Raw genomic sequence first — 23,558 nt, forward strand, 5'->3', positions numbered from 1 at the left:
AGGTTAGAACACTCGAACGGTCCCGTGCAATCGAATTATTCTGTGCTGTCGGTCTCGTCAGTGTTCGGTGCTCAGATTTTCGGGCCGTCAGATTTTCGGACCCTCGGATCGGAGGTCGTCGACCTTCGACATCGCTTCGCGGAGTTCGGTGAGCCATTGTTCGCTGTGCTTGCCCGCCAACCGGACTGTCCACATGAGGGCGTCCGCTCGCGAACGAGCAACACCCGCGTCCACCAGAGTGTCGAGAACCTTGCGTTCGGGCTGACGTAGTCGTGTCATCACCGGAACTGCGAGATGTGTGAACAGGACGGTCTTTTCGTCCAGACGTACACCCCAGGCGACCTTGCGCCCGTAGCGAGCCTCGGCCTCGTCGGCGATGCGCATCCGGTCGGCGCGCGTGGTTTCGCGAAAGCGTGAGATCCTTCCGTCCGCGGCGGCCTCGCCACCGTCGACTGCCGGGAGTTCACCGATCACGACGATTTCTTCGCGGTCGACCTGGACGTCGGCCGTTCCGGTGAACCAGTCATCTGGAAGTCGACCGGCAAACCAGTCGGACGCATCACTCGCGTCGGGAACCGACGCCTGTTGCCAACCTCCGGGACGGCCGAACCTGCGGTCGCCGGAGTTTTGTGAGTTCTTCATGGCGTTCTCCTCGGAGAGCTGGTGGAGTGTGGCGTGCGTTTATTGCACTGATTACATGATTACACCGATAGTCGAACTGGCGCCACAAATTCGGGCATGATCGGAGTCGTGCGCCTTTCACACGCTCGTCAGAGCTTCCGAACTTTCCGTCGTCCCGTGGCTGCCGTGGCTCTGGGGGTATTGGCCGCAGGATCGGTAGTTGCCTGCAGTTCTGGCCCTGGCCAGCCGAAATCAGTGGCAGAGGAGTTCGCCTCCGCGCTCACGTCCGATGACGTGCAAGCGGCGGCAGCCCTGACCACCGATCCGGCGGCGGCGTCGACTGCGATTTCGGCTCTGATCGACGGGCTGGGCAAGGACGAGGGAACATTCACCGTCTCCGACGCCACCGAGTCCGGTGATTCTGCGGGGACGTTCACACTCGATGCGGCGTGGAAGTTCGGTGAAGGTCAGGACTGGAACTACTCGACGCAGGGAAACGCGTCGAAAAGCGGGGACAACTGGCTGATTCAGTGGGACCCGGCGCTGTTGGCTCCGGACCTGACCTCCTCGACGACCTTGCGCTACACACCCACCACCGGTGCTCCGCCGTCGGTGCTGGACGCGGCGGGCCAGCCGATCATGGAGCAGCAGGTGGTGACGCTGGTCAATCTGGATTCCGCCGCGGTGCCCCCGGTGGACACGGCAGCCGTGGCGGCCCTTCTCTCGCCCATCGCACCGACGATCACGGCGGCATCGCTGAGCGGCGATCTTGCGTCGGCAAGTGGGAAGCCGGTCACCGCAATCACTTTGCGGGCCGAGGATCTTGCACCGATCGAGGAGCGGTTGGCGGCGATTCCCGGAGTGAGCTTGGCGCCGCAGGCTCGGTTGCTCTCGGTGGACAAAACTCTGGCGTCGCCGACTTTCAGTGGGTTGTCCGATCTGTGGCAGGAGGGGCAGGACAAATCCGCGGGCTGGGCGGTACAGCAGGTGAAGCAGAACGGAACCGTCACCACCGTCGCCGGCCAAGACGGGCCGGTTGCTCCGAACATCGCCACAACGATCGACCGACCGATGCAACTCGCGGCCGAGAATGCGCTTGCCGGGGTGACACAACAGGCGGCGATCGTTGCGCTGCAGCCGTCGACCGGAGCGGTGTTGGCGGTGGCCCAGAACGCCCCCGCCGACGCACAGGGCCCGATCGCTCTGACCGGCCTGTACCCACCGGGTTCGACGTTCAAGACCGTGACGACGTCCGCGGCCCTGCAAGCCGGCGTCGCTACACCGGACACCGTTCTGCCGTGCCCGGGTACCGAGAACATCGAGGGCCGTCAGATTCCCAACGACGACGAGTTCGACCTCGGATCGGTTCCGCTGCACACCGCGTTCGCGAAGTCGTGCAACACCACAATGGCGAGGATGGCCGTCGGTCTGCCCGCCGATGCTTTGCACAAAGCGGCGCTGCAGTTCGGGCTCGGCGTCGACTACGTCACCCCCGGACTCACGACGGTGACGGGCAACGTCCCTGACGCGAACACCCCCGCCGAACGCGTCGAGTCCGCGATCGGACAGGGCACGGTGACCGCCACGCCCTTCGGGATGGCTCTCGTGGCGGCCTCGATCGCCAACGGAACGACACCCGCGCCGATGTTGGTCAAGGGACAGCCCGGCGTGGCAGATCAGACCGTTGCACCGGCTCCCGCGGAGGTGACCGAACAGTTGCGGGTGATGATGCGCGAGACCGTCACAGGCGGTACGGCGACGTCGTTGCAGGACATTCCGGGGCTTCTCGGCAAGACCGGCACGGCCGAAACCGAGGGTGGCCCGGCACATGGGTGGTTTGTCGGAATCAAGGGAGACCTCGCATTTGCGGTATTCATCGCGGGTGCGGACAGCTCTTCGCCTGCAGTGCAGGTAGCGGGCACTTTTCTGCGCTGAAACCTGTTTTCCGTTGCAGTTGGATCACACCGTCGTAGCTCAACCGTGACACGTTCGTAGGCATCCCGTGCTTGTTACTCGTGTGACAGAAGTAAAGAGTTACATGCATGGGGCCCGGAGGACAGCACAACCGTCGTGGAAAATATGTCGTTGCGTCGATAACTGCTGTCGTTCTGACAGTGGCGCTCGCGTCGTGTGTCATCGGTGGGGAGAAGAAATCCGACGCCGCCTCGGTGGTGGAGGACTTCGTCACCGCCCTCAACAACCACGACGCCGAAGCTGCTGCGGCGCTCACGTCGTACCCCAACGCGGCGCGGCCGTCGATCCAGCAGATGTTCGACGGACTGGCCGCCAAGTCCACCGACTTCGACGTCGCTCAGGTCATGGATCTGGGTAGCGACTCCGGACTCTTCACACTCGACGCGTCCTGGAACTTCGGCGAAGGCAAGGACTGGAGCTACCAGTCGCAGGGTGAGGTTCGTGATCTGTCGGTCGGCTGGCGTGTGTCCTGGGACCCGTCGGTCCTCGTCCCCGACCTCGGCAACGGTCGCACCGTTTCGTACACCCGCACGGACGCAGCGCCGCCGAAGGTAGTCGACAGCACCGGCACCCTGCTCATGAACGAGCAGACCATCAACGCGATCACTCTCGACCCGGCCACCATGCCGGACCCCGTCGACACCACTCGTCGCCTCGCCACGGTGCTCGAACCTGTCGCACCGTTGGTCACTTCGGAGTCGATGTTGGCCGACCTCGCCGCAAACCCCGGCAAGCCCGTCACCGCCGTATTGCTCCGCGATCCCGACTACGCCTACCTGGAAAGCGATTTTGCGATCCCCGGCGTCGTCGTGGTCAAGACACCCAAGCTGATCGCCTCCGACCGTCGAATCAACTCGCCGTTGCTGGACCCACTGCGGACCGTGTGGCAGGCCAATCGCGACGCCACCGCCGGTTGGGCGGTCAATCTGGTCGAGCCCAACGGATTCCCGATCAAGCAAGCCGGCTTCCAAGGACCTCCCGGGCCCGACGTCGCCGCGACCCTCGACTCGCACGCTCAACTCGCCGCGATCGAAGCTGTCGTCAGTGCAGGTACTCCTGCGGCCATCGTCGCGATCCGCCCGTCGGACGGCGCCATTCTGGCTGCCGCACAGAACAATCAGGCCATCGAACAGGGCCCGATCGCCTTCACCGGGTTGCGCCCGGCCGGCGGCGCCCTCGATCTGGTCCGTCTCGCATCGTCGATGCAGAACGGCGTCGACCCCGGCGCCGTGTCACCCGAGCAGTTGGCCGACACCGGGCAGCAACTCGGACTCGGCAACGGCTTCCACATTCAGGGACTCGAACAGCAGACAGCAGTGCTTGCCGCGAACCGCCCCGGCGTGGACCAGGCGATGAACAACGTCATGGCCAACAAGACGTCCAACGACGCGAGCACACCGACGGTAACTCCGTTCGGAATGGCGATGCTCGCGGCATCGATCGCCCGCGGCAGTGCCCCGATGCCGATGATGGTCTTCGGACAACCGGCTACCGCCGACGTCACGCCGACGGCATTGCCCGGCGACGTCAACAATCGTCTGCGTGACGCCATGCGAGGCGCCGGCGGACTGGCTGGGTACCCGGACATGATGGCGGCCGGTGCAGCGAGCGGTGACGATCGCTGGTTCTACGGATCACGCGGAGACTTCGCGTTCGCGGTGTTCGTCGCAGACGCCGACGGCGGTGATCGAGCAATGCAGATGACGGACAAGCTCTTCCAGGAACTCGGCAAGCCTGCCGACAAGTAGTACCGGGCACCGCGAGTAGATTCCTGGTTCGTGAACCTGCTCGATTTCCTTTTCCTCGTCGTAGCGGGATTCTTCAGCGGTCTAGTCGGTTTTGTCACCGGTCTTGCATCGATCGTTTCGTATCCGGCGCTGCTGAGCGTCGGGCTCTCACCGGTCAGCGCGAACATGACCAATACCGTCGCGTTGGTGGCCGTCGGCGTCGGAGCGTTGGCGAACTCGTCCCGTGAAGTTGCCGATACCGGTCCGAAACTTGTTCGCTGGTCTCTCTATTCGGCGGCCGGTGGCATCATCGGTGCCCTCATCCTCTGGCTGGCACCGGAAGGTTCGTTCGAATCCGTTGTGCCGGCGATGGTCGTGTTCGCCTCGCTCGCGCTGCTGCTGCAGCCGAAGATTCGTGAGTTGTCCGGCGGCGGTGACCGCCCCGGAATCTACTCGGCAGCACTGTTTGCCGTCGCGGTTTACGGCGGCTATTTCGGTGCCGGTGCCGGAGTCATCTTCCTGGCTGCGACGCTCATCCTCACTTCCGAAACGGTGTGGCGTGCAACGATCCTGAAGAGTTTCTTTCTCGGCATCGCCAATCTTGTGGCTGCACTCATCTTCGCCTTCTCCGGACAGGTGCATTGGGTGGCCGCGTTGGCGATGGCGCTCGGCGCGTTGGCCGGAGGTTGGTGTGGCCCGCCCGTCGTCAAGAAAATCCCGCCATCGGTACTGCGTGTGGCAGTAGCGATAGCGGGATTCGTGTTGGCTCTGTGGTTGTGGGTGAAGTGAGCCCGTCTACTTCACGCCCTGCATCAGCTTCTTGATCCACGGCGAGGCAAGAGCAAGAATCACTCCGATTCCGATCGACGAGAAACCGATGATCAGGAAGAACGGGCGACTGTCGTCGATGTCGAAGTAACCGGCCAAGGTTCCCGCCATCGAAGAACCCAATGCAACGGACAGGAAGAACAACGCCACCATCTGAGTGTGAAAATGCTCGGGCGCGAGTTTGGTTGCAAGGGAAAGGCCGACGGGGGACAGGAAGAGTTCGGCGAAGGTGAAGAGCAGAAGCACACCGGCAAGGCCGAGGAGCGGTGCACTGTTCGGTCCGCCCCCGGTGATCGGGATGAACGCCAGGAACGCCAGACCCATCGTGCCGGTACCGAGCGCGAACTTGATCGGCGACGACGGCTGACGGTCACCGAGTTTGGTCCACATCGCTGCGAACACACCGGCAAAGATGATGATGAACACCGGATTGATCGACTGTACCCACGTCGGCGGGAAGTCCCAACCGAAGAGATTGCGGTCCAGGAGCTTGTCTGAGATCACCGGCACGGTGGTGAACTGCTGCTGAAACAGCGACCAGAAGGCCGCGCTCGCGATGAACATCGGGATGAATGCAAAGACTCGACTGCGTTCGACCTTGGTGACCTTCTTGCTGGTGAGCATGAGGAGGAAGTAACCGACCGACGCGACGATCGTGAGTCCGACAACGACGTCGGACATGTTGTCCGCCGTGATCAAACCGGTGACGGAGGCGACCGCGACGACGACGATCGCGGCAATGCCGATCCCGATGTAGAGTGCGCGCTTGTCCGCCGGCAACGGGTTGCCGGGTTCGGCACCGATTCCGTGAAGATGCTTGCGGCCCAGCGTGTACTGGATCAGGCCGAGCGCCATGCCGACGGCAGCGAGAGCAAAACCGGCGTGGAATCCCCAGGCGTCCTGGACAGCTCCGGTGAGCAGCGGACCGACAAGACCGCCGATGTTGATGCCCATGTAGAAGATGGAGAATCCGGCGTCGCGGCGAACATCCTGTTCGGAATAGAGATCTCCGACCAGAGAGGTCGCATTGGCCTTCAAGCCGCCGCTCCCGAAAGCGACCATGACGAGGCCGACGCCGACACCCCACATGCCGGGAAGAACCGACAGTGCGATGTGGCCGGCCATCACCAGCGAAGCACTGTAGAAGAGCGTGCGCTCGGAGCCGAGCAGTCGGTCGGCCACCCACGCCCCGAGAATCGTCGACAGGTAGACGGTGCCGCCGTACGCGCCGACGATGCTGGTCGCTGCCGCCTGGCTGATGCCGAGGCCGCCGTCGCTGACGCTGTAGTACAGGTAATAGATGAGGATGCCTTGCATCCCGTAGAAGGAGAACCTCTCCCACATCTCGACGCCGAACAGGTTCGCCAGCGCAAAGGGTTGGCCGAAGAACCCCCGGTCTTCCTTCTCGCTACGTTCGACGGGCTCCGTAGTGTTGCTCATCCGAAAAGTGTCCTACGTGCTCGGGCATTTCGGGTGGTTCCGAGCCGTGGAGTTTGGTTACGACTTGGTGCGGATTCTCACTACCAGCGGAGCGAGTGCGCGCCAACCGAGAAGGAACGCGCCGAGGACCAGCGTCGCGACGACGATGAAGCTGAACTGGGTGCCCTGGCCACTCAACACTCGCAGGATCATCCCGAAGACGACGGCGCCGAGCCAAACGACAACGCCGGTGGGAACAAGGAGAACGGCATTGAACTTGTCGCGGTAGAGCGCGAACGTGGCAGCCCATCCGATCACCAGGCCGGTCAGGAAGGGCCAGGATGTCCTCGCCAGACCGGCGAGCGCATTGGCTTCTTCGTGGGTACGGCGCCCTATCGCGCAGAAGATTATGACAAGAATGGCGTCGATCAGCAGGAATGGTGCGTACTTCTTCACGCTCACACCATACGACTGTGCGCCTTTATTAACCGCGGGCGGTTAATAAAGGCGCACAGTGCTGTTAGGCCTGGAGGCCGGCTTCGATCTCGAGGGTGATCGTGATCTTGTCGCCGACAACTGCTCCGCCGCCTTCGAGGGGCATCTCGATGGAGATGTCGAAGTCCTTGCGGTTGATGACGGTGGTGGCCTCGAATCCGGCGACGGGGCCCTGGCCCATGCCCGGGTTGACGCCGTTGAACTCGAGGTTCAGCTCGACCTCGCGGGTGACGCCGTGGAGCGTGAAGTCGCCGGCGAGGACGAAGTCGCTGCCCTTGGAGCGCACTGCGGTGGACTTGAAGGTGGCCTTCGGGAACTTCTCGACGTCGAAGAAGTCAGCGGACTTGATGTGGCCGTCGCGCTGCTCGTTCTTGGTGTTGATGGAGTCCACGGAAATCTCGGCCTCGACGGCGGGGGTTCCGTCTTCGGCAACGGTGATCGTTCCGGAGAACTCGTCGAATGTTCCACGAACCTTGGAAACCATGAGGTGGCGAACCGAGAATCCGACAGTGGAGTGGACGGTGTCGATGACCCAGGTTCCGGCGGTCAAAGCGGGCAAGGTTGCGGTGGTCATGGAAGCTCCTGAATAAGTAGTTGAATGTTCAAGTTCTTGTAGCTTCAACTATGGACCCCAGGAAATCCTTCCGCAAGATCATGTGAGCTGCATCACAGTGTTTGTGCTTGCGGCGTAGACCGCGTGAAGCGCCGACGCTGTCACCGACTGATGCACCGCAATGCCCCAGCGCCCTTCGGCGTTCACCACGCACTCTGCAATGGTGACTGCCGAATTCGCACTCCCGGAAGAATTCGGGTTGCGGGGCAGTGAATGCTGGGTGAGCGAGACAACCTCGACGGCCGAGCCCTGTTCGGTCAGGATTTTGCTCAATGCCTCGACCGGCCCGGACGCACTGGCCGCGGCGGTGACCTCGCGCCCGTCGCGATCGATGGCAACGAACAACTGATCACCGTCGGCGGTGTGTTCCAGTGAGTACCGACGCACTCCTCCGTTGTACCCGTATTCGCGCAGCAGCAGTTTCCACAGTTGGTCGGCAGTCATTTCGGTGCCCGAGTCGTCGGTTTCGAGCTGCACCCGCGAGGCGAAGTCGATCTGCAGGCGCCGGGGGAGTTCGACCCCGTACTCGGTCTGCAGCAGATATGCGATTCCGCCCTTGCCCGACTGGCTGTTCACACGAATGACCGCCTGGTAGTCGCGGCCGACGTCGGCGGGGTCGATCGGCAGGTAAGGGACCGCCCAAGGCGCCGATCCCGGATCGACGCCGGCAGCCTCCGCGCTCTCGTAGTGATGCGCGAAGCCCTTCTTGATCGCGTCCTGGTGGGTTCCGGAAAATGCCGTGTACACGAGATCGCCGCCGTACGGGTGGCGTTCGTGGACGGGAATTCTGTTGCAGTACTCCACCGTTCGACGGATCTTGTCGATGTCGGAGAAGTCGATTTCCGGATCGACGCCCTGTGCATGCAGATTCAGCCCCAGTGTGACCAGGTCGACGTTGCCCGTCCGCTCGCCGTTGCCGAACAGGCATCCCTCGACGCGCTGCGCGCCGGCCAGCACTGCCAGTTCGGCGCACGCAACGCCGGTGCCGCGGTCGTTGTGCGGGTGGACCGAGAGGATCACCGAATCGCGTCGGGCCAGATTCTGGTGCATGTATTCGATCTGATCGGCATAGATGTTGGGGGTGGCGATTTCGACTGTGGCAGGGAGGTTGTGGATGACCGGGCGATCGGGGCTGGCGTCCCAGAGTTCGGTGAGACTGTTGCAGACCTGCAGGATGTAGTCGGGTTCGGTGAGGTTGAAGACCTCGGGTGAGAACTCGAATCGCCAGCCGTCGTGGCCTTCGCCGCCACGAGCAACGTCTTGCGCGGCGCGGAAAATCATGTCGTGCAACTCTTCTCGCTCCTTGCCGAGAACGACGTTTCTCCACGTCGGCGCAGTCGCCGTGTACATGTGGACAACCGCGTCAGGCAGCCCCTCGATCGATTGATATGTCCGTTCGATCAAATCCGTACGCGCGGCAGTGAATACGACGATAGTGACGTCGTCGGGAACGAGATCGAAGCGCACCAGGTCGCGAACGAAATCGAAATCGGTCTGACTCGCGGAGGGGTAGCCGACCTCGATTTCCTTGTAGCCGATCGCCACCATCAGTTCGAACATTCGACGCTTGCGTTCGGGGTCCATCGGTTCTGCGAGGGCTTGGTTGCCGTCACGCAGATCGACGGGCACCCACAGGGGCGCCGCGGTGGTGCGATTGGACGGCCACGTCCGCTCGAAAGTCGGAATGTCGACGCGATCCCACGCGGCGCGATAGCGCTCGGACGGCATGGGTGACGGCTTCTGGTTGTTCCAGCGGTTGGCGCGGGTAGTACTCATCTTCGGTTTCTCCTGCGGTCGAGTCGAGAGACCGGCATGGCGAAACCCCGCGGAGGGGTGCCGGTCTTTCAGACCCCGCCGCGGCAGTCGAGAAGGAGTGCTCCTGTAGCCATGCGGGCTACACTAGAACGAAATCACTTATCAGACAACCTGAGGAGTTCACGTGTCCCCGATCGTCGAGCGTCGGCTGCTCACCGACCAGGCCGCGGAGTTGCTACGCGCGCGGATCGTGAGCGGTGAATGGGAAGTCGGCGCCAAACTTCCAGGTGAAACCACTCTTGCTGCGCAGTTGGGTATCGGGCGGTCCACTATCAGGGAAGCAGTGCGGACTCTCGCGGGCCTCGGCATGCTCGAATCGCGGCAGGGCGCCGGGGTCTTCCTACGGAGTACGACGCCTCCGGATCAGTGGCCCCGAGTGCTCGAAGCCGAGGCGATCCTTCACGTCGTCGAGGTGCGCAACGCGGTCGAGATCGAAGCAGCTCGCCTCGCCGCGCAGCGGCGCGATGCCGTTGACGTCGCGGCTCTGCGGCAAGCGCTCGACGGTAGAACTGCCGCAGCGCACTCTGGCGACGCAGCGTTCGTCGACGCCGACATCGCCGTCCACCGAGCAGTGGTGGACGCGGCACACAATCCCGTGCTGTCGGAACTCTTCGAGACCTTTGTACCGCGTCTGCGGGCGGCGTTGATCGAGTTGATCGCGGTTCTGGACCTGCATCCCCACAGCCAGCCCGACGCGGACGAACATCGAATGTTGGTGGACGCCATCGAAGCCGGCGACGCGGAGGCAGCCGTACGGATCAGTCGGGCACACCTCGACGACATGGCAGCAGCGTTGCGACGCTAGACGCCCGGCTGTTCTCGGCGTTCGAACTCGAGGTCCATCTCGAGGTCTTCGTGGTGGGTTGCACGGAAAGTGATCAAGAAGACGATCCAACCGACGACAGCGACCATTACGAGGCTGACCATCCGATACACGAACACCGACGCGATTGCCTGCGCTCCGCCGGCCCCTGCGATCGTCAGCGCGGTGACCAGAGCAGCGTCGACGTAACCCAGCCCGCCGGGAACCAGCGGAATGCTGCCGACTGCTTTTGCGGCGGCGAAAGCGATCAGGAGCCCAGCAAAAGAGGGCTCCGCGCCAACAGCCCAACATGCGAAACCCAGACAAGCGACATCGGCGACACGATGGATGGCCGACCACCCGAATGCGATGACCGAGTCGGTGCGGCTGAGCTCGACCGTATCCAGTTGCTTCAGGATCTCGGACCAGCGTCGCATCCCGTGGCCGAGCGGATTCTTGCGAATTCGGTTGTAGCGGGCTAGGACTCGATGCCCGATTCGCTCGATACTGCCGGGATTCTGGGCTATGTATCGCAACGCCAGGAACAGTGCCGCCATGCCGATGATCGAGATCGTGAGCGTTATGGGGCTGACCTTGGTGCCGAAGGCAAACGCGCCCGCGGCACCCAACAGCGCCAAAGTCGCCGCAGCGATCACTCCACACACCGCCAACTGCCAGGACGCGACTACCGGCGTCGCCCCCCACTTCCGAGTCTGCTTGTAGGTGAATGCGGTCGAGAAGACCTGGCCGGCCGGCAACGTCAGCGCCATCGCGGTGCTGGCGTAGATGACCGAGAGGTTCTTGAGGTGACCGGCAATCACACCGGCGGCATTGAGAAGACGTTGCTGAACGGACGCGTATCCGCTGAGCGAAATGAGTTGCGCCGCGACGCACGCGGCCACCCAACCCCAATGGATTTCGGTCAAGGCTTGCCAGGACTCACTGAGCTTGGACCACAGAATTGCACCTTCGACGATCAGAAGAGCGATCAGAGCCACCCCGAGCAGCCACTTCAACCACCAGAAGCGCCCTCTGGCCCGACTGGTCTCGGCCACGGGCGAGCGTGGTCGTCTCAGTCGCCGTGGGGTGTTTCCAGGCTGAGCCATCGACTCACCCTAACCAATTTGATCCGGATCGACCTCTGGATACTTTTCCGGCCACGCCAGATGCGTCAGTCGTCGGCGCCCACGCAGTTGGACTTGCTCGCCGAGTTCCCACTCGGCCTGTTCCTCTTCGTCGGCGAAGTACAACGCGCTCGTCGACGCCAGCACCCGGCTGGGCCGAAGTTTCGCGAGCTCGGTGAGCCGTGACGCCTCGTTGACCGGATCACCGATCACGGTGTACTCGAAACGTTCGGCAGCACCGATGTTGCCGGCGACCGCGAGCCCCGCGCTCACACCGATTCCGACGTCGAGGCCGGTGATGTCGTTGAGCTTGAACCGCAGCTCGCGAGCCGCCGCCAAGGCCGCAGTCGGAGCGTCGGGCCGATCGAGTGGTGCACCGAAGATGGCGAGTGCCGCATCACCCATGAACTTGTTGACAAAACCATGGTGACGATCGATGACGTCGACGACCACACGGAAGAACTCGTTGAGCAGTTCGACCACTTCACCCGGCGGGCGCTCGGCCGCGGCACCGGTGGATCCGACCATGTCGACGAACAGAACTGCCACGAATCGAGTTTCTCCGCCCAGCTCGGTACCGAACTTCAACGCGCGCCGGGCCACATCCTCGCCGACGTGCTGACCGAACAGCTCACGCAGCAGACGACGCTCGTCGGACTCTTTCATCATGCGGTTGAAGCCGACCTGCAGCCGGCCGATCTCACTGCCGTCGAACACCTCGACGCGAACGTCGGTGGCGCCGCGCTGCACCCGCTCGATGGCGCGTCGCAGTTGGCGGATCGGATCGGAGATCTGGGTAGCCGTCAGCATCGACAGCGCAAAGGCCTGCACGATCGCCATGATCGAGATGAGCAGGATCGCCCACGCGAGCGAGTCGGGGGAGAACTCGAGATCGGTCGTGAGCTGCGTCGAGCACAGCAAGATGATGCCTGCGACGGGCATCAGCGTGCCGAGACCCCAGGTCATCGCCAGCCGGGTTCCGACGCCAGGCGCCATGGTCCGATCGAATTCGCCCTCGCTCAAGGCCTGGGCGGCGACCGGACGCAAAATGCGCTCACCGAGCATGTAGGTGAACCCGAAGGTCGTGGTCGCGGCCATGCAGACCGTCACGATCACGGCGATCGCGAGTCCGGGCATCTCGGTGATGGTCAGGAACACGAAGATGATGCCGCCCAGAATCCACAGCACCAGGTGGACGATGGCCTGGCGAAGCGGCGCGTGCAGTGCCGCCATCTGCTCGGACCTCGTCGGCGGACCCCCGCGCAGCCGCCAACGGATGACCGACTTCAACATCATCGCCGCCGCCGTGAGGCTGACGGCGCCGGCGAATGCCAGGTACACGCCGAAGATCGCGAAGTTGCGGACCCGGTCGGCAACTATCGCGTCGGACTCCTGGATCGGCACGCCGTACCGGACGAAGGCAAAGACCAGTACCGCGCCGATCAGATTGGCTGCGAGCATGGAGAGCATATAGAGGGGCCACCGGCTGCGGATGGTCACCGCTATTGCTCTGTATGAGGCCCGCACAGGGTTCAATTTAGCTGGCAGAGGTCGAAGTGTTGGTACGCGCGTCCGATTATTCGTCCGCTCACCTGTGTCGGCCGGGCCGGTTAGGCTCGCGATGTGAACGCAAACAGGGGGCGTGCGGAGCGAGCATCGAGGATGAACAAACCCATCTCCGCCGACGCTCGGGCGGTGCATCCCGGAGTGCGCATCGCTGCGGAATGGTCGTGGCGCCTCATTGTGATCTTCGCCGGACTGTTGGTTCTCGGGTACGTCGTACTCCGCCTCGAAACCGTGCTCATCCCGGTGGGGCTGGCTCTGCTGGCATCAGCTCTGCTGATCCCGATTGTCGATCGGCTACAGGTGTGGGGTGTTCCCCGCTCGGCAGCCGTCATCGTCGTTCTGCTTGCCTCGATCGGACTGGTCGCGGGAATCATGACGTTTGTCGTCGAGCAGTTCATCGACGGGTTGCCCCAGCTCACCGACCAGTTCACGGCCAGCGTCACGCAAATTCAGAACTGGCTCACCAGCGGTCCGCTGCACTTCAGCGAGGATCAGATCCGCCAGGCAGGTGATTCGGTCGTCAAGTCGGTGCAATCCAATCGTGAGTCCCTGACCAGCGGCGCCTTGACCACGGCGACAGTCATCGGCGAGATCTTCACCGGGGCATTGCTGACGCTGTTCACTCTCATCTTCTTCCTCTACGGCGGCGATCAGATCTGGCAGTTCGTCACCCGGATCGTTCCCACCGACGCGCGTCGTCGCGTACGGATCGCCGGTTCTGCAGGTTTCGGGTCGCTGATCGGCTACGTGCGCGCCACGGTCGCGGTTGCCGCCGCCGACGCGATCGGTATCGGTGCCGGCCTGGCGATCCTCGGGGTGCCGCTCGCCCTGCCGCTGGCGTCGTTGGTGTTCATCGGCGCGTTCATTCCGATCGTCGGTGCATTTCTGACCGGTTTTCTCGCGGTGCTTGTCGCTCTGGTCACGAAGGGTTTCCTGACGGCGCTGATCGTCCTCGGCATCATCATCGGCGTCATGCAGCTCGAAGCGCACGTGATGCAACCGCTGTTGTTGGGTCGCGCTGTTCGCCTGCATCCGCTGGCAGTCGTTCTCGCCATTACAACGGGCATCGTTCTCGCTGGAATCGTCGGCGGGCTCTTGGCTGTCCCGATCGTCGCGGTCCTGAATACCGCTATTCGTTCCCTCCTCGCCGACGACCCGGACATCGCGTACGCCGAACTGCACGTCGAAGATCCGGAAACCCCACTGTTCCCCGCCGAACCCGACGAGCCGCGCGCCGAGCCTCGCATCGTGAACCCCACCCCTCCCGATGACTGAGCCCACCCGCCGTCGTCGGCTGCACTATCAGCCGACCGTTCGCGAGGCGTCGGGCGTCGACACCGACCCTGATGCCCCGCTGTGGCGGGCGGCGCAGGCATTTCGGCTCGTCACGCTGGTGTACGCGATCAGCTACCAGTTCGCCTCGGCCTCCGACTACACCAACTCTCGGCTCAGCTGGTTCTTCGTCGCTCTGATGGCCGTGTGGACCGGGGTGTCGGCACTGTTGCTAGGGACATCCGGTGCTTTGTTCGGGAAGAAGCTGCCGCGGTATCAGGTGGTGATCGCCGATCAGGTGGTCGTCATCTTGCTGATGGCGTCGACGAGGCTGGTCTCCGACCACGAGTGGTATCAGAATCACCAGACGCTGCCCACCACGCTGTGGGCCACCAACGCGGTCATCTCCGCGGCAATTCTCGGCGGGCCGTGGCTCGGTATGGCGTCCGGAGTTGTCATCTCGGCGGCCAGCGCGATCATCCGCGACCAGGTCAACCTGGACCTCTGGCGCGATGCGACGGCTCCCGTGCTCGTATCGGTCGGCCTGGCGTTGGGCTTGGCCACCACCACCGCTCGGCGCTCGCATCGACAACTCGAGCAAGCCGTCCGTCTGGCGGCGGCCACCGAAGAGCGCGAGCGTTTGGCACGCGAAGTACACGACGGCGTTCTGCAGGTGCTGGCGATGGTGCGCAGGCGAGGTGCGGCACTCGGCGGCGAGGCAGCTGAACTGGCTGCTCTGGCCGGTGAGCAGGAGGTCGCCTTGAGAATGCTGATCTCCGAGCAGGTTTCGGGCGCCGCGGCAGACGTCGGCGGACAGACAGTGGATCTGTGTCCGCTGCTGACCACGCAGGCAAGCACGTCGGTGTCGGTGTCGACGCCCGCGCACCCCGTCGTTATCGAGCGTGATCGAGCCATCGAACTGGCAGCCATCGTCGACAATGCTCTGTCCAATGTCGGGCTGCACGCCGGGCCCGCGGCGAAGGCATACGTATTGCTCGAAGATCTGCCGGACGAGGTGATCGTCAGCGTCCGCGACGACGGCGTCGGAATCCCCGAGGGCCGCTTGGCGCAGGCCGAAGCCGAAGGCCGCATGGGAGTATCGAAGTCCATTCTCGGTCGAGTGCAGGTGCTCGGCGGCACTGCAGTCCTGCAAACCGGGCCGGGGGAGGGCACCGAATGGGAGATCAACGTTCCGAAGGGGAAAAGTGAGCGTGGCTGACGAACATGGCGAGAATCCGGTGACGGTGATGGTCGTCGACGATCACCCGATGTGGCGCGACGGTGTCTCCCGGGACCTCGAAGCTGCCGGCTTCACCGTGAGCGCCACGGCGGAGGGTGTCGAGAGTGCGCGCCGCCGGGCCGCCGCCGTGCAACCGGCGGTGGTTCTGATGGACATGAACCTGCCGGACGGAAACGGTGCCGACGCCACCACCGCAGTTCTCGAGGTTTCGCCGAAGAGCAAGGTACTGGTGCTTTCGGCCTCTGCCGAACGTGACGACGTCCTCGACGCGGTCAAAGCCGGAGCGTCGGGTTACCTGGTCAAGAGTGCTTCGGTGGCGGAACTGCTCGAGGCCGTGCGAGCGACTTTCGACGGACAAGCCGTCTTCACCCCCGGCCTCGCCGGATTGGTGCTCGGTGAGTACCGCCGGATGTCGACGGCACCGGCCGACGATCGCGCACCCGAGCTGCCTCGGCTCACCGACCGTGAGACCGAAGTGCTCCGTCTTGTCGCCAAGGGGCTGAGCGCAAAACAGATCGCCACGAGGCTCTCGCTCAGCCACCGGACCGTCGAAAACCATGTGCAGGCAACGCTTCGGAAGCTTCAGTTGGCCAATCGCGTCGAGCTCACGCGATACGCGATAGAACAAGGTCTCGAATAACGTTTATCCTGGAAATCATGGAGGCCAGGAATCTACGCGTATCCGATGCCGAACGAGAGCATGTCGGCGAGCTGCTGCAGAAAGCTGTCGGTCAAGGGATGCTCTCGCTCGGTGAGTTCACCGAGCGCATGGACACTGCCTTGGCCGCAAAGACACGAGGTGAGCTCAACTCGGTTCTCGCCGATCTTCCGGGCATCACACTGATCTCCGACTACGACCCACCCGCGTATCCCAATGCGGGTCAGCCGATGTACCAAGGCCAGCCCTACCCGGCGCCGGCGTACCAACCCCAACCGCCGCCGGTTCACCCGAGCCCGCCTTACCGCGCTCCCGTCGGGGCTCCGGTTGTAGGTACTTACGGAGCGGCAAATGCTGCCGTGATCCGTGGACGAATGGCGACGGTGACGCGGAACGGTGCCTGGATCGTTCCACCAGCTGTCGTGGTCGACACCAGAATGTCCAGTGTGACTATCGATTTCACGCGCGCGGTGATGCAGACGCAGGTCGTGAACATCTCGATCGACGACTACGCCAGCTCGATTTCACTGATCGTTCCCGAAGAGGCGACGGTGGACATGAACGGTGTCGAGGCAGTCGGGGGAAGCGCGTCGAACAAGGTTCGTTCCGGCCCACAGATGGGCCCGCTGCATCTGGTGGTGCACGGCAAGGTGCGATTCGGCAGTGTCACCGCGAAGCATCCCTTCGGTACCACGATCCGAAAGATGTTCGGCTCCTGACCTTTCAGTGATACGCGCGGGTCAACATCTCGGCGACGCACACGGGCTTGTCACCGTGTTCTCGTTCGAACGTCTGCGTCACCGTGATCTGGACACCGCCGTTGATCGGTTCGACTTTGCTCAACGTCGCGCGCATGCGGACACGAGAGCCGACCGGAAGCGGAGCGGGCAACCTGACCTTGTCGAATCCGCAGTTGAGAGCAAACGCAAAACCTTCGAGCGAGAACATTGCGTACGAGAACTTGGGGCCGAGTGAGAGCGTGTAGTTGCCGTGCGCGATGGTTCCGCCGAACGGCGACTCCTTCGCGCGATCCACATCGACGTGAATCCACTGATCGTCGCCGGTGACCCGGGCGAACTCGTCGATGGACTCCTGGGTGACATCGTGCCAGTCGCTGACGCCCAGCTCTTGGTTCAGGTTGGCGCTGAGGTCTTCTGCTCCGGTGAGTACAAGCATGAATTTTCCTTCGATCGGTAGGTGCTGACAGTCGGTCAGTGACTTTCGATGCCGAATCCCACACCGTGTGTCTGTGCGATCTCGGCGGTGGCAACGAGATCGAATTCGATCCCGAAGTCTGCTTCTACCCGCGCTGCAACCGATTCCGCGGCGGAACCTGCTTCGGCCAGTAGTTTCGGCATCAGTTCGAACAGGTCTTCCATCCCTCCGGGCGTGATGATTTCGAGAATCCGTGCTGGAGCGTCGTCGGGATTCCACACGGCGTGCCACTGGCCACGCGGTTTGAAGATCATGGCGCCGGTCTCCGCGTAGACGACCTCGTCTCCGACCATCGCTGCGACGCGGCCACTTTGAACCACCGTGTACTCGTCTTCCCGGCTGTGGCGATGGACCGGTGAGGTCATCGAATGCGGAGCGATGCGGTGTTGTACAAGAGAGAAACCTCCCTCGGTTTGTTTGTTACGAACCATCATCCGGACGCCGGTGGCCGCGAGGGTCCCGGCGAGGTCTTCGTCCGGTCCGAGGACGGTCGTGGTGGTGTTGTTCGGGGAATTCGGTGACATCGATTCAGTCCTTCGTCGTCGTGAGCGTCGTTGGCCGCGCTCCGGTTTGTTGATTCCCGAATCATGTACCAATCGGTCTAGTGATGCAAGGTTTTGACAATTTATGCACTTCAAGTGTTGTCGATATGTGTACTGATCGGTATATTGAACGTATGTCTACGAGGGATTTGTTGGTCGATGCCGCTGCCGATTTGTTGCAGCGGAAGGGCTACGCCGGAACGGGGGTGTCGGAAGTTCTCTCGGCTAGTGCGACTACCAAAGGTTCCTTGTACTTTCACTTTCCCGGCGGCAAGGAAGAACTCGCAGGCGAGGCTCTGAGGCGACGTGGCGAGGCAATGGCCGATTTCATCCGGCACCTGCTGGAGAGCTCACCCGATGCAGCCACCGCGATCTCGGCATTCGCCGCCGCATTGGCTGCGCGTTTGTCGGATTCGGACTACGAACGTGGATGCGCCCTGGCTACGGCAACACTGGATGCCGCAACCGAATCCGAGGTCATCCGCGGTGCTTGCGCGGACGGGTACAACTCGTGGCTCGCACTGCTGGCTCAGCGCCTCGAGGCAGACGGTTGGTCCCGCGAAGACGCCGAGTCCGAGGCAATTCTCGCTCTGTCCGCACTCGAGGGCGCGCTGGTCCTTGCTCGGGCGCGTCAGGATCCCGCTCCGCTTCACACTTCGGGTCGGCTTCTGTCCGAACGATTGCGGAACGCGGCACCTCGGCGTTAGTGCCCTGTCAGTCGAGGGTGCTGTCAGTCGAAGGTGTCCTCAGTTGAGTACGAGAAGTCCCCAGGCTGATCGAGTAGTACTACTCATCTGATCGGTTCGGCCACGCAGCAAGCTCGAAGCCATGACCACACCGAGCTCTTCCGCCGTCGATCCGCGACTGGTGACCGCCCTCTCGGCCGAGTGCGACAGCATCGGCCGGCAGTTGCGTCACATGGGCCAGAACCTGTCGATCCTGCAGACTCAGCTGGCCTCGGCTACTGCGACCCCGCCCATGGCGGTAGTCCCGGCACCCGCGGCTCCGGTGCCACAGGTGCCGCAGATGCCGCCAATGCGTTCTCAGCAGAGCGTGCCCGCGTGGCAGCCGCCGACGTATCCGGTTGCGGCACCTCGCCAGCCCTGGTGGCAACGCGACGGTGTCATCAGTCGACTTCTGGCCGCGGCAGGTGTTGCCGTCACACTGATCGGCATCGTGATGCTGCTGGTACTTGCAGCGCAGGCCGGATTCTTCGGACCTCCGCTGCGGGTGCTCGGCGGTGCGCTCCTTTCCGGCGCCTTGGTGTTTGCCGGGGTGCGGGTCCACGGACGACCAGGGGGCAAAGTGGGGGCAATTGCCCTGGCTGCCACCGGTTTTGCAGGGATGTATCTCGATGTCGTCGCAGCCTCCGTTCTCTACGGTTGGGTGACGACACCGCTCGCGGTGGTGATTGCCTTCGGAATCGCCGCCGCCGGCGTTGCCCTCGCCGTGAAGTGGGATTCCGAATCGCTGGCGCTCATGATCGTTCTGGGAGCAGCGCTGCTGGCTCCCGTGTTGACGTCGGGAATATCGTTGACCCTCATCGGTTTCCTCTTCGCAATCCAATCGGCGACATTCTCCGCCCAGCTCGGTCGTGACTGGAAGTACCTGGGCATGGCGCGCACCGTACCGGTGGTTCTCGCACTGCTCGCAGCGATAGCGTCGGAGTCCATCTTCGACGAATCCGGCAACAGTGCAGTGCAATTGGTGATCAGTGCCGGCGTGGTTGCAATCGTGGGGGTCGGCTGCGCGATGGTTATGCAGTGGACGGGTTCGCCCTCGCGTGACGGCATTGCAGGGGCGTGGTCCACTGCTACCTTTGTCGTCTCGTCCCTTCCGCTGATGAGCGTCGGAGCCGTGCTCGGGCGCACCGAATCCGCAGTGCTGTACGGAATTGCTGCGGCACTACTTCTTTCGGCTGCAGCGGCGGCCAAGCCTTTGCCGACGCAACTGCGATTCGGACTGGGCGCAACCGGCGCCCTCGCATTGTTGCTCTGCTGCTTCTCCGGGGCGACTGAATCTCTGGTCGTACCGCTGATCCTCACGGTCGGAATGATCTTCCTCGGAGTCTCGCTGTATGCGGGTTCGCGCTTCGTCTTCGCGCTCGGAACCGCCTTTGCGGCAATCGGATCGATCGGATACCTCACGATGGTTCCGCCGGAAGCGTTGACGACCGCTCGCGCCGCATCCATGCAACTCGGTGCGATCACGGCGCTCTCGAGCCTGACGGCGATAGGCGCGGTGGTGATGCTGGTCTGGGCGATTCACCGACTGAAGTTGATTGCCGCTTCCAACGCGGCGGTTCTATGGGCGGGCGCAGGGTTCGGTGTCCTCTACGCGGTGACGTGCGCGCTCGTCTCATCCGGCGTCGAAATTTTCGACAGTGCAACCGGATTCGTTGCCGGGCACAGTGTTGCAACCATCGTCTGGATGCTTGCCGCCACGTCAGCGCTGGTGCTCGGATTGAACAACCGCCAGCACGCTCGCGTCTTGCTCGGGGCCGGGCTTGCTCTCACCAGTGCGGCCGTGGCAAAGCTGTTCCTCTTCGACCTGGCCACACTCAGTGGGCTGGTGCGCAGCGTTGCCTTCCTGGTGGTCGGCTTGCTGCTCCTGCTGGTCGGGACACGTTATGCACGAGCCTTCGCCAAGCAGGAGCAGGTCAGCTTCGCTTCTGGATCATGAGTCAGCTTCGCTTCTGGCGAGCGATGAGCTCGCTCACGCTGATGGCGCCTGCGTCGTCAGGCCGGTGCCTGCCGGTGGCGTTGTCGTCGCCGTCAGGGGTGGCGTCCGAGACTCGGGGCTCGTTGGTAGGCGAAGGCGCATCCGTGAAAACTCCGTTACGACGCTCCGGAGCGGTCGGTGGAGGCGGCGACTGGGGGGTCGCCTCCACCGAGGTCGGGGCGGAGCCGTTGGTAACAGAGCCGTTGGTTGCAGAACTGTTGGTAGCACCGTTTGCGGAGCCGTTCCGGCTCGCGCCGTTGGAGCCTGAACTGCTGCTGGCAGCACCGTTGGTCGCCGAACCGTTTGTCCGCGAAGGCGTCCGGACCACCGGCAGTGGACGTGAGGCCGGGGGAGTCTGTTCCCGGGCCCGCAGGTCCGACAACCAACTCTCGATGGGACGCTCGGCCGGCGCAGCGGGCGTGGGGTTTCTGCGCTTGTCGCTGGCATTCGGTTGCGGCCGGTACGAGGGATTGGGTACCGGTGCCTCGATCAGGTTCTGGGGGGCGCTGGCTGCACTCCCGATATCGAGACGACGTCGCGGTGCCGGCTTCTCCGCGGCGGGAGCCTCCGTGTTGGGTGCCTTGATCGCCATTTCGCTGAGCGGAATGGGCTCGGTGAGAGGATCGGGAACGCGAGGTCCGCTTTCCGGCTGTGCAGCCGGGGCAGGCGGTGGCATGACCCGCGAGGCCGCTTCGATCTTGCGCGGCTGACCCGGTCCGGCGATCGCACCGACAGGCGCGATCTGCGGGACGTTCGCGAGTACCAGCTCGTTGTCGAGGATCGGCTCGCCCAGCCCGATCTTCTGCTGGATCCGCTTCATCCAGGCCGGAGCCCACCAGCAGTCGTCGCCGAGCAGTTTCATGGTCGCGGGGACCAGGAACATTCGGATGAGAGTCGCGTCGATGATCAGCGCGGAGATCATGCCGTAGGAGATGTATTTCATCATCACCAGATCGGACAAGCCGAATGCGCCGGTGACCACGATCAGAATCAGTGCGGCAGCGGTGATGATCCGGCCGGTATGTGCCGTGCCGATACGGATGGATTCGGTAGTACTCGCGCCCTGCGCTCGCGCTTCGACCATGCGGGAGAGCAGGAACACTTCGTAGTCGGTCGACAGGCCGTAGACGATCGCGATGATCAACACCAGGACGGGAGACATGATCGGCCCCGGTGTGAAGTTCAACAGACCGGAACCGTGCCCGTCGATGAAGATCCAGGTCAAGATTCCGAGCGTCGAACCCAGTCCGAGCGCGCTCATCAATGCGGCCTTGATGGGCAGGACGAGCGAGCCGAACGTCAAGAACATCAGCAAGGTCGTCAGCAGGATGACGGATACGACCATCAGCGGCAGACGATCGAGCAATGCGTCGACGCTGTCCTGCTCGATGGCCGGAGTGCCGCCGACCAGCACAGTTGTGCCCTCGGGCCAGTCCGCGGACCGCAGATAGTCGATGGTGGGACGTGCTTCGTTCCGCTCCGTCAGACCGGCCTTGAGGACGTTGACACCGTCCTTCGTCGCAACCTCCGGGGTGAACTTCTCGACCAGACCTGGCGCAGCGTTTGCGGTCTTGGAAATCTGACCGAGAGTGGTGTTGTCGGCTCCCTCGATGACGAGTCGAACGGGCTCGGTGCGATTGCCGGGGAAGAGTTCGTCGAACTGCGCCTGCGCGACACGCGTGGGGCTGTCCGGGGGCAGGTACGTCTCGTTGATACCGCCGAACTTGATGCCCGTCAGCGGAATGATCATCAGCAGTAGAGCCGCGACGATCGGGACCGCGACCTTGAGCGGATGCTGCATGACCCAGCGGGTGAGCTTGCCCCAGAAACCGTTCTCGATTTCCTCGTTGGTCTTGGTCTGGCGCAGCTTCTTGAAGGTCAGCGCGTCGATCCGCTTGCCGAGAATGCCGAGAATCGCGGGAAGAATCGTGATGGACGAGATCGCGGCAAGCATGACGGCAGCAATGGCGCCGTAAGCCACCGATTTGAGGAAGCCCTGCGGGAACAACAGCAGACCGCCGAGGCTGACGGCAACCATGGTCGCCGAGAACATGACCGTTCTACCTGCCGTCATGACCGTTCGGCGTACAGCGGTCGGGGTGTCGTACCCCTCGGCTATCTCTTCTCGGAAACGGCTGACGATGAACAGTCCGTAGTCGATCGCCAGACCCAGGCCGACCAGAGAGACCACGGGCGCGACAAACGCGTTGACCTCGGTGAAGTTGGTGATCAGTCGAATGATGCCGTTGGCGCCGATGACGGTCAGACCGCCGACGATCAACGGGAGGGCAGCAGCGACGACGCCACCGAAGACGAAGAACAGCAGGACACCGACAGCGGGAATCGCGAGCATTTCCATGCGCTTGATGTCGTTGGCCATCGTGTCGTTGAGCGAATTCGCGACAGGTTGCAGGCCGGCGAGTTGCACGTCGACGCCGTCGATGTAGAACTGCGACTCGACGTCGCGGAAGTTGTTGGACACCGCGGTGTCGTTGTCTCCGGCGATCGCGATGCTGGTGACCGCGTGTTGCTTGGTCTTGTCCGCCAGGGCCGCCACCGAGAGACCGTTGTCGACCTTGAAGTACGAGCCGTTGATCTTCATGATCTGGTCGGGGTTGTCGGCGACGAGTCGCTGCAGATTGTCGATGACCTTCGCTTGGAACTCGGGGTCGTCGACGGTCTTGCCCTCCGGCGCCGTGTACAGCGCCAGAACGTCACCCGTCGTGCTGCGTCCGAACGTGCCGTCAGCGAGTTTGGCAGCCTCTACCGATTCCGACCCCGGATCGTCCCAGCCGCTCTGGCTGAGATGATCCTGCAGGCTCAGGCCGTACGCAGCGAGCCCGAGGAGCCCCGCCACCATGACAGCGATGACGGTGAAGCGGGCTCGATAGACGATGCTTCCCCAGCTGGCGAACACTGATCAACT

The 23,558-nt window shown here is 63.2% G+C and carries 20 protein-coding genes; 10 read left to right on the top strand and 10 right to left on the bottom strand.

All coding sequences use genetic code 11. The features are described 5' to 3' along the window. Positions 1-87: 87 nt before the first annotated feature. Positions 88-642 carry a hypothetical protein gene (locus tag AOT96_RS15660; protein ID WP_003945732.1) on the bottom strand — a complete coding sequence of 185 codons (555 nt, stop codon included), beginning with the start codon at positions 640-642 and terminating at the stop codon, positions 88-90. A gap of 96 nt (positions 643-738) precedes the next feature. Here AOT96_RS15660 and AOT96_RS15665 point away from each other — a divergent pair, with 96 nt between their 5' ends. The 3 genes from AOT96_RS15665 (at position 739) to AOT96_RS15675 (ending at position 5,111) form a co-directional block, all read left to right on the top strand. Further along, positions 739-2,556 (top strand): penicillin-binding transpeptidase domain-containing protein, encoded by a 1,818-nt coding sequence (locus AOT96_RS15665; RefSeq protein WP_065351982.1) that lies wholly within the window; start codon positions 739-741, stop codon positions 2,554-2,556. A gap of 107 nt (positions 2,557-2,663) precedes the next feature. Then, the gene (locus AOT96_RS15670) at positions 2,664-4,343 is read left to right on the top strand and encodes an NTF2-like N-terminal transpeptidase domain-containing protein (RefSeq protein WP_064443164.1); all 1,680 of its coding nucleotides are present in this window, start codon (positions 2,664-2,666) and stop codon (positions 4,341-4,343) included. A 30-nt stretch (positions 4,344-4,373) separates the two neighbouring features. Beyond that, positions 4,374-5,111 carry a sulfite exporter TauE/SafE family protein gene (locus AOT96_RS15675; protein ID WP_003945554.1) on the top strand — a complete coding sequence of 246 codons (738 nt, stop codon included), beginning with the start codon at positions 4,374-4,376 and terminating at the stop codon, positions 5,109-5,111. Between the two features lie 6 nt (positions 5,112-5,117). Here AOT96_RS15675 and AOT96_RS15680 read toward each other — a convergent pair whose 3' ends face one another. From AOT96_RS15680 to AOT96_RS15695, 4 genes are all read right to left on the bottom strand, one after another. Beyond that, positions 5,118-6,590, bottom strand: a complete 1,473-nt coding sequence (locus tag AOT96_RS15680) for a peptide MFS transporter (RefSeq protein ID WP_003945468.1) — start codon at positions 6,588-6,590, stop codon at positions 5,118-5,120. A 57-nt stretch (positions 6,591-6,647) separates the two neighbouring features. Then, positions 6,648-7,025, bottom strand: coding sequence for a DUF3054 domain-containing protein (locus AOT96_RS15685; RefSeq protein ID WP_065351983.1), 378 nt, complete (start codon positions 7,023-7,025; stop codon positions 6,648-6,650). Between the two features lie 64 nt (positions 7,026-7,089). Then, a complete protein-coding gene (locus tag AOT96_RS15690) occupies positions 7,090-7,638 on the bottom strand; it encodes a YceI family protein (protein WP_003945643.1) in 549 nt (182 codons plus the stop codon). A 78-nt stretch (positions 7,639-7,716) separates the two neighbouring features. After that, entirely contained in the window at positions 7,717-9,453 is a 1,737-nt protein-coding gene (locus AOT96_RS15695; protein WP_042920290.1) for a 2-isopropylmalate synthase, read from the bottom strand. Between the two features lie 163 nt (positions 9,454-9,616). Here AOT96_RS15695 and AOT96_RS15700 point away from each other — a divergent pair, with 163 nt between their 5' ends. Continuing rightward, a complete protein-coding gene (locus AOT96_RS15700) occupies positions 9,617-10,297 on the top strand; it encodes a FadR/GntR family transcriptional regulator (RefSeq protein ID WP_007734477.1) in 681 nt (226 codons plus the stop codon). Here AOT96_RS15700 and AOT96_RS15705 read toward each other — a convergent pair. Together AOT96_RS15705 and AOT96_RS15710 are read right to left on the bottom strand one after the other, a co-directional pair. Further along, on the bottom strand, positions 10,294-11,400 hold the full coding sequence (locus tag AOT96_RS15705) for a lysylphosphatidylglycerol synthase transmembrane domain-containing protein (protein ID WP_037132313.1): 1,107 nt from the start codon (positions 11,398-11,400) through the stop codon (positions 10,294-10,296). The two genes, AOT96_RS15700 and AOT96_RS15705, sit on opposite strands and share 4 nt — an antisense overlap. 9 nt (positions 11,401-11,409) lie before the next feature. Beyond that, positions 11,410-12,888, bottom strand: a complete 1,479-nt coding sequence (locus AOT96_RS15710; RefSeq protein ID WP_003945952.1) for an adenylate/guanylate cyclase domain-containing protein — start codon at positions 12,886-12,888, stop codon at positions 11,410-11,412. A 192-nt stretch (positions 12,889-13,080) separates the two neighbouring features. Here AOT96_RS15710 and AOT96_RS15715 point away from each other — a divergent pair, with 192 nt between their 5' ends. The 4 genes from AOT96_RS15715 to AOT96_RS15730 are packed head-to-tail and all read left to right on the top strand — an operon-like array spanning position 13,081 to position 16,873. Beyond that, positions 13,081-14,259 carry an AI-2E family transporter gene (locus AOT96_RS15715; protein WP_007734480.1) on the top strand — a complete coding sequence of 393 codons (1,179 nt, stop codon included), beginning with the start codon at positions 13,081-13,083 and terminating at the stop codon, positions 14,257-14,259. After that, complete coding sequence (gene macS, locus AOT96_RS15720) at positions 14,252-15,475, top strand: MacS family sensor histidine kinase (protein WP_003945490.1); 1,224 nt, start codon at positions 14,252-14,254, stop codon at positions 15,473-15,475. The genes AOT96_RS15715 and macS overlap by 8 nt, the downstream gene beginning before the upstream one ends. A 28-nt stretch (positions 15,476-15,503) precedes the next feature. After that, complete coding sequence (locus tag AOT96_RS15725) at positions 15,504-16,136, top strand: response regulator (protein WP_047269712.1); 633 nt, start codon at positions 15,504-15,506, stop codon at positions 16,134-16,136. A gap of 17 nt (positions 16,137-16,153) precedes the next feature. Continuing rightward, on the top strand, positions 16,154-16,873 hold the full coding sequence (locus tag AOT96_RS15730) for a DUF1707 SHOCT-like domain-containing protein (RefSeq protein WP_064443169.1): 720 nt from the start codon (positions 16,154-16,156) through the stop codon (positions 16,871-16,873). A 4-nt stretch (positions 16,874-16,877) separates the two neighbouring features. Here the strand turns inward: AOT96_RS15730 and AOT96_RS15735 are convergent, their stop codons facing one another. Both AOT96_RS15735 and AOT96_RS15740 read right to left on the bottom strand, forming a co-directional pair. Beyond that, complete coding sequence (locus AOT96_RS15735; protein ID WP_003945664.1) at positions 16,878-17,330, bottom strand: MaoC family dehydratase; 453 nt, start codon at positions 17,328-17,330, stop codon at positions 16,878-16,880. 35 nt (positions 17,331-17,365) lie between these two features. Beyond that, positions 17,366-17,893 (bottom strand): cupin domain-containing protein, encoded by a 528-nt coding sequence (locus AOT96_RS15740; protein WP_007734488.1) that lies wholly within the window; start codon positions 17,891-17,893, stop codon positions 17,366-17,368. Between the two features lie 152 nt (positions 17,894-18,045). Between AOT96_RS15740 and AOT96_RS15745 the strand changes: the two genes are divergently transcribed. Continuing rightward, a complete protein-coding gene (locus AOT96_RS15745; RefSeq protein ID WP_042920278.1) occupies positions 18,046-18,618 on the top strand; it encodes a TetR/AcrR family transcriptional regulator in 573 nt (190 codons plus the stop codon). Positions 18,619-18,739: 121 nt separating this feature from the next. Beyond that, positions 18,740-20,593, top strand: a complete 1,854-nt coding sequence (locus AOT96_RS15750; RefSeq protein WP_065351984.1) for a DUF2339 domain-containing protein — start codon at positions 18,740-18,742, stop codon at positions 20,591-20,593. A gap of 1 nt (position 20,594) precedes the next feature. Here the strand turns inward: AOT96_RS15750 and AOT96_RS15755 are convergent, their stop codons facing one another. Next, positions 20,595-23,549: an MMPL family transporter gene (locus tag AOT96_RS15755; RefSeq protein ID WP_065351985.1), complete on the bottom strand. Its 2,955-nt coding sequence runs from the start codon at positions 23,547-23,549 to the stop codon at positions 20,595-20,597. Positions 23,550-23,558 lie beyond the last annotated feature (9 nt).

Source organism: Rhodococcus sp. 008, from assembly GCF_001682295.1.
GTDB classification, from domain to species: domain Bacteria; phylum Actinomycetota; class Actinomycetes; order Mycobacteriales; family Mycobacteriaceae; genus Rhodococcus_F; species Rhodococcus_F qingshengii.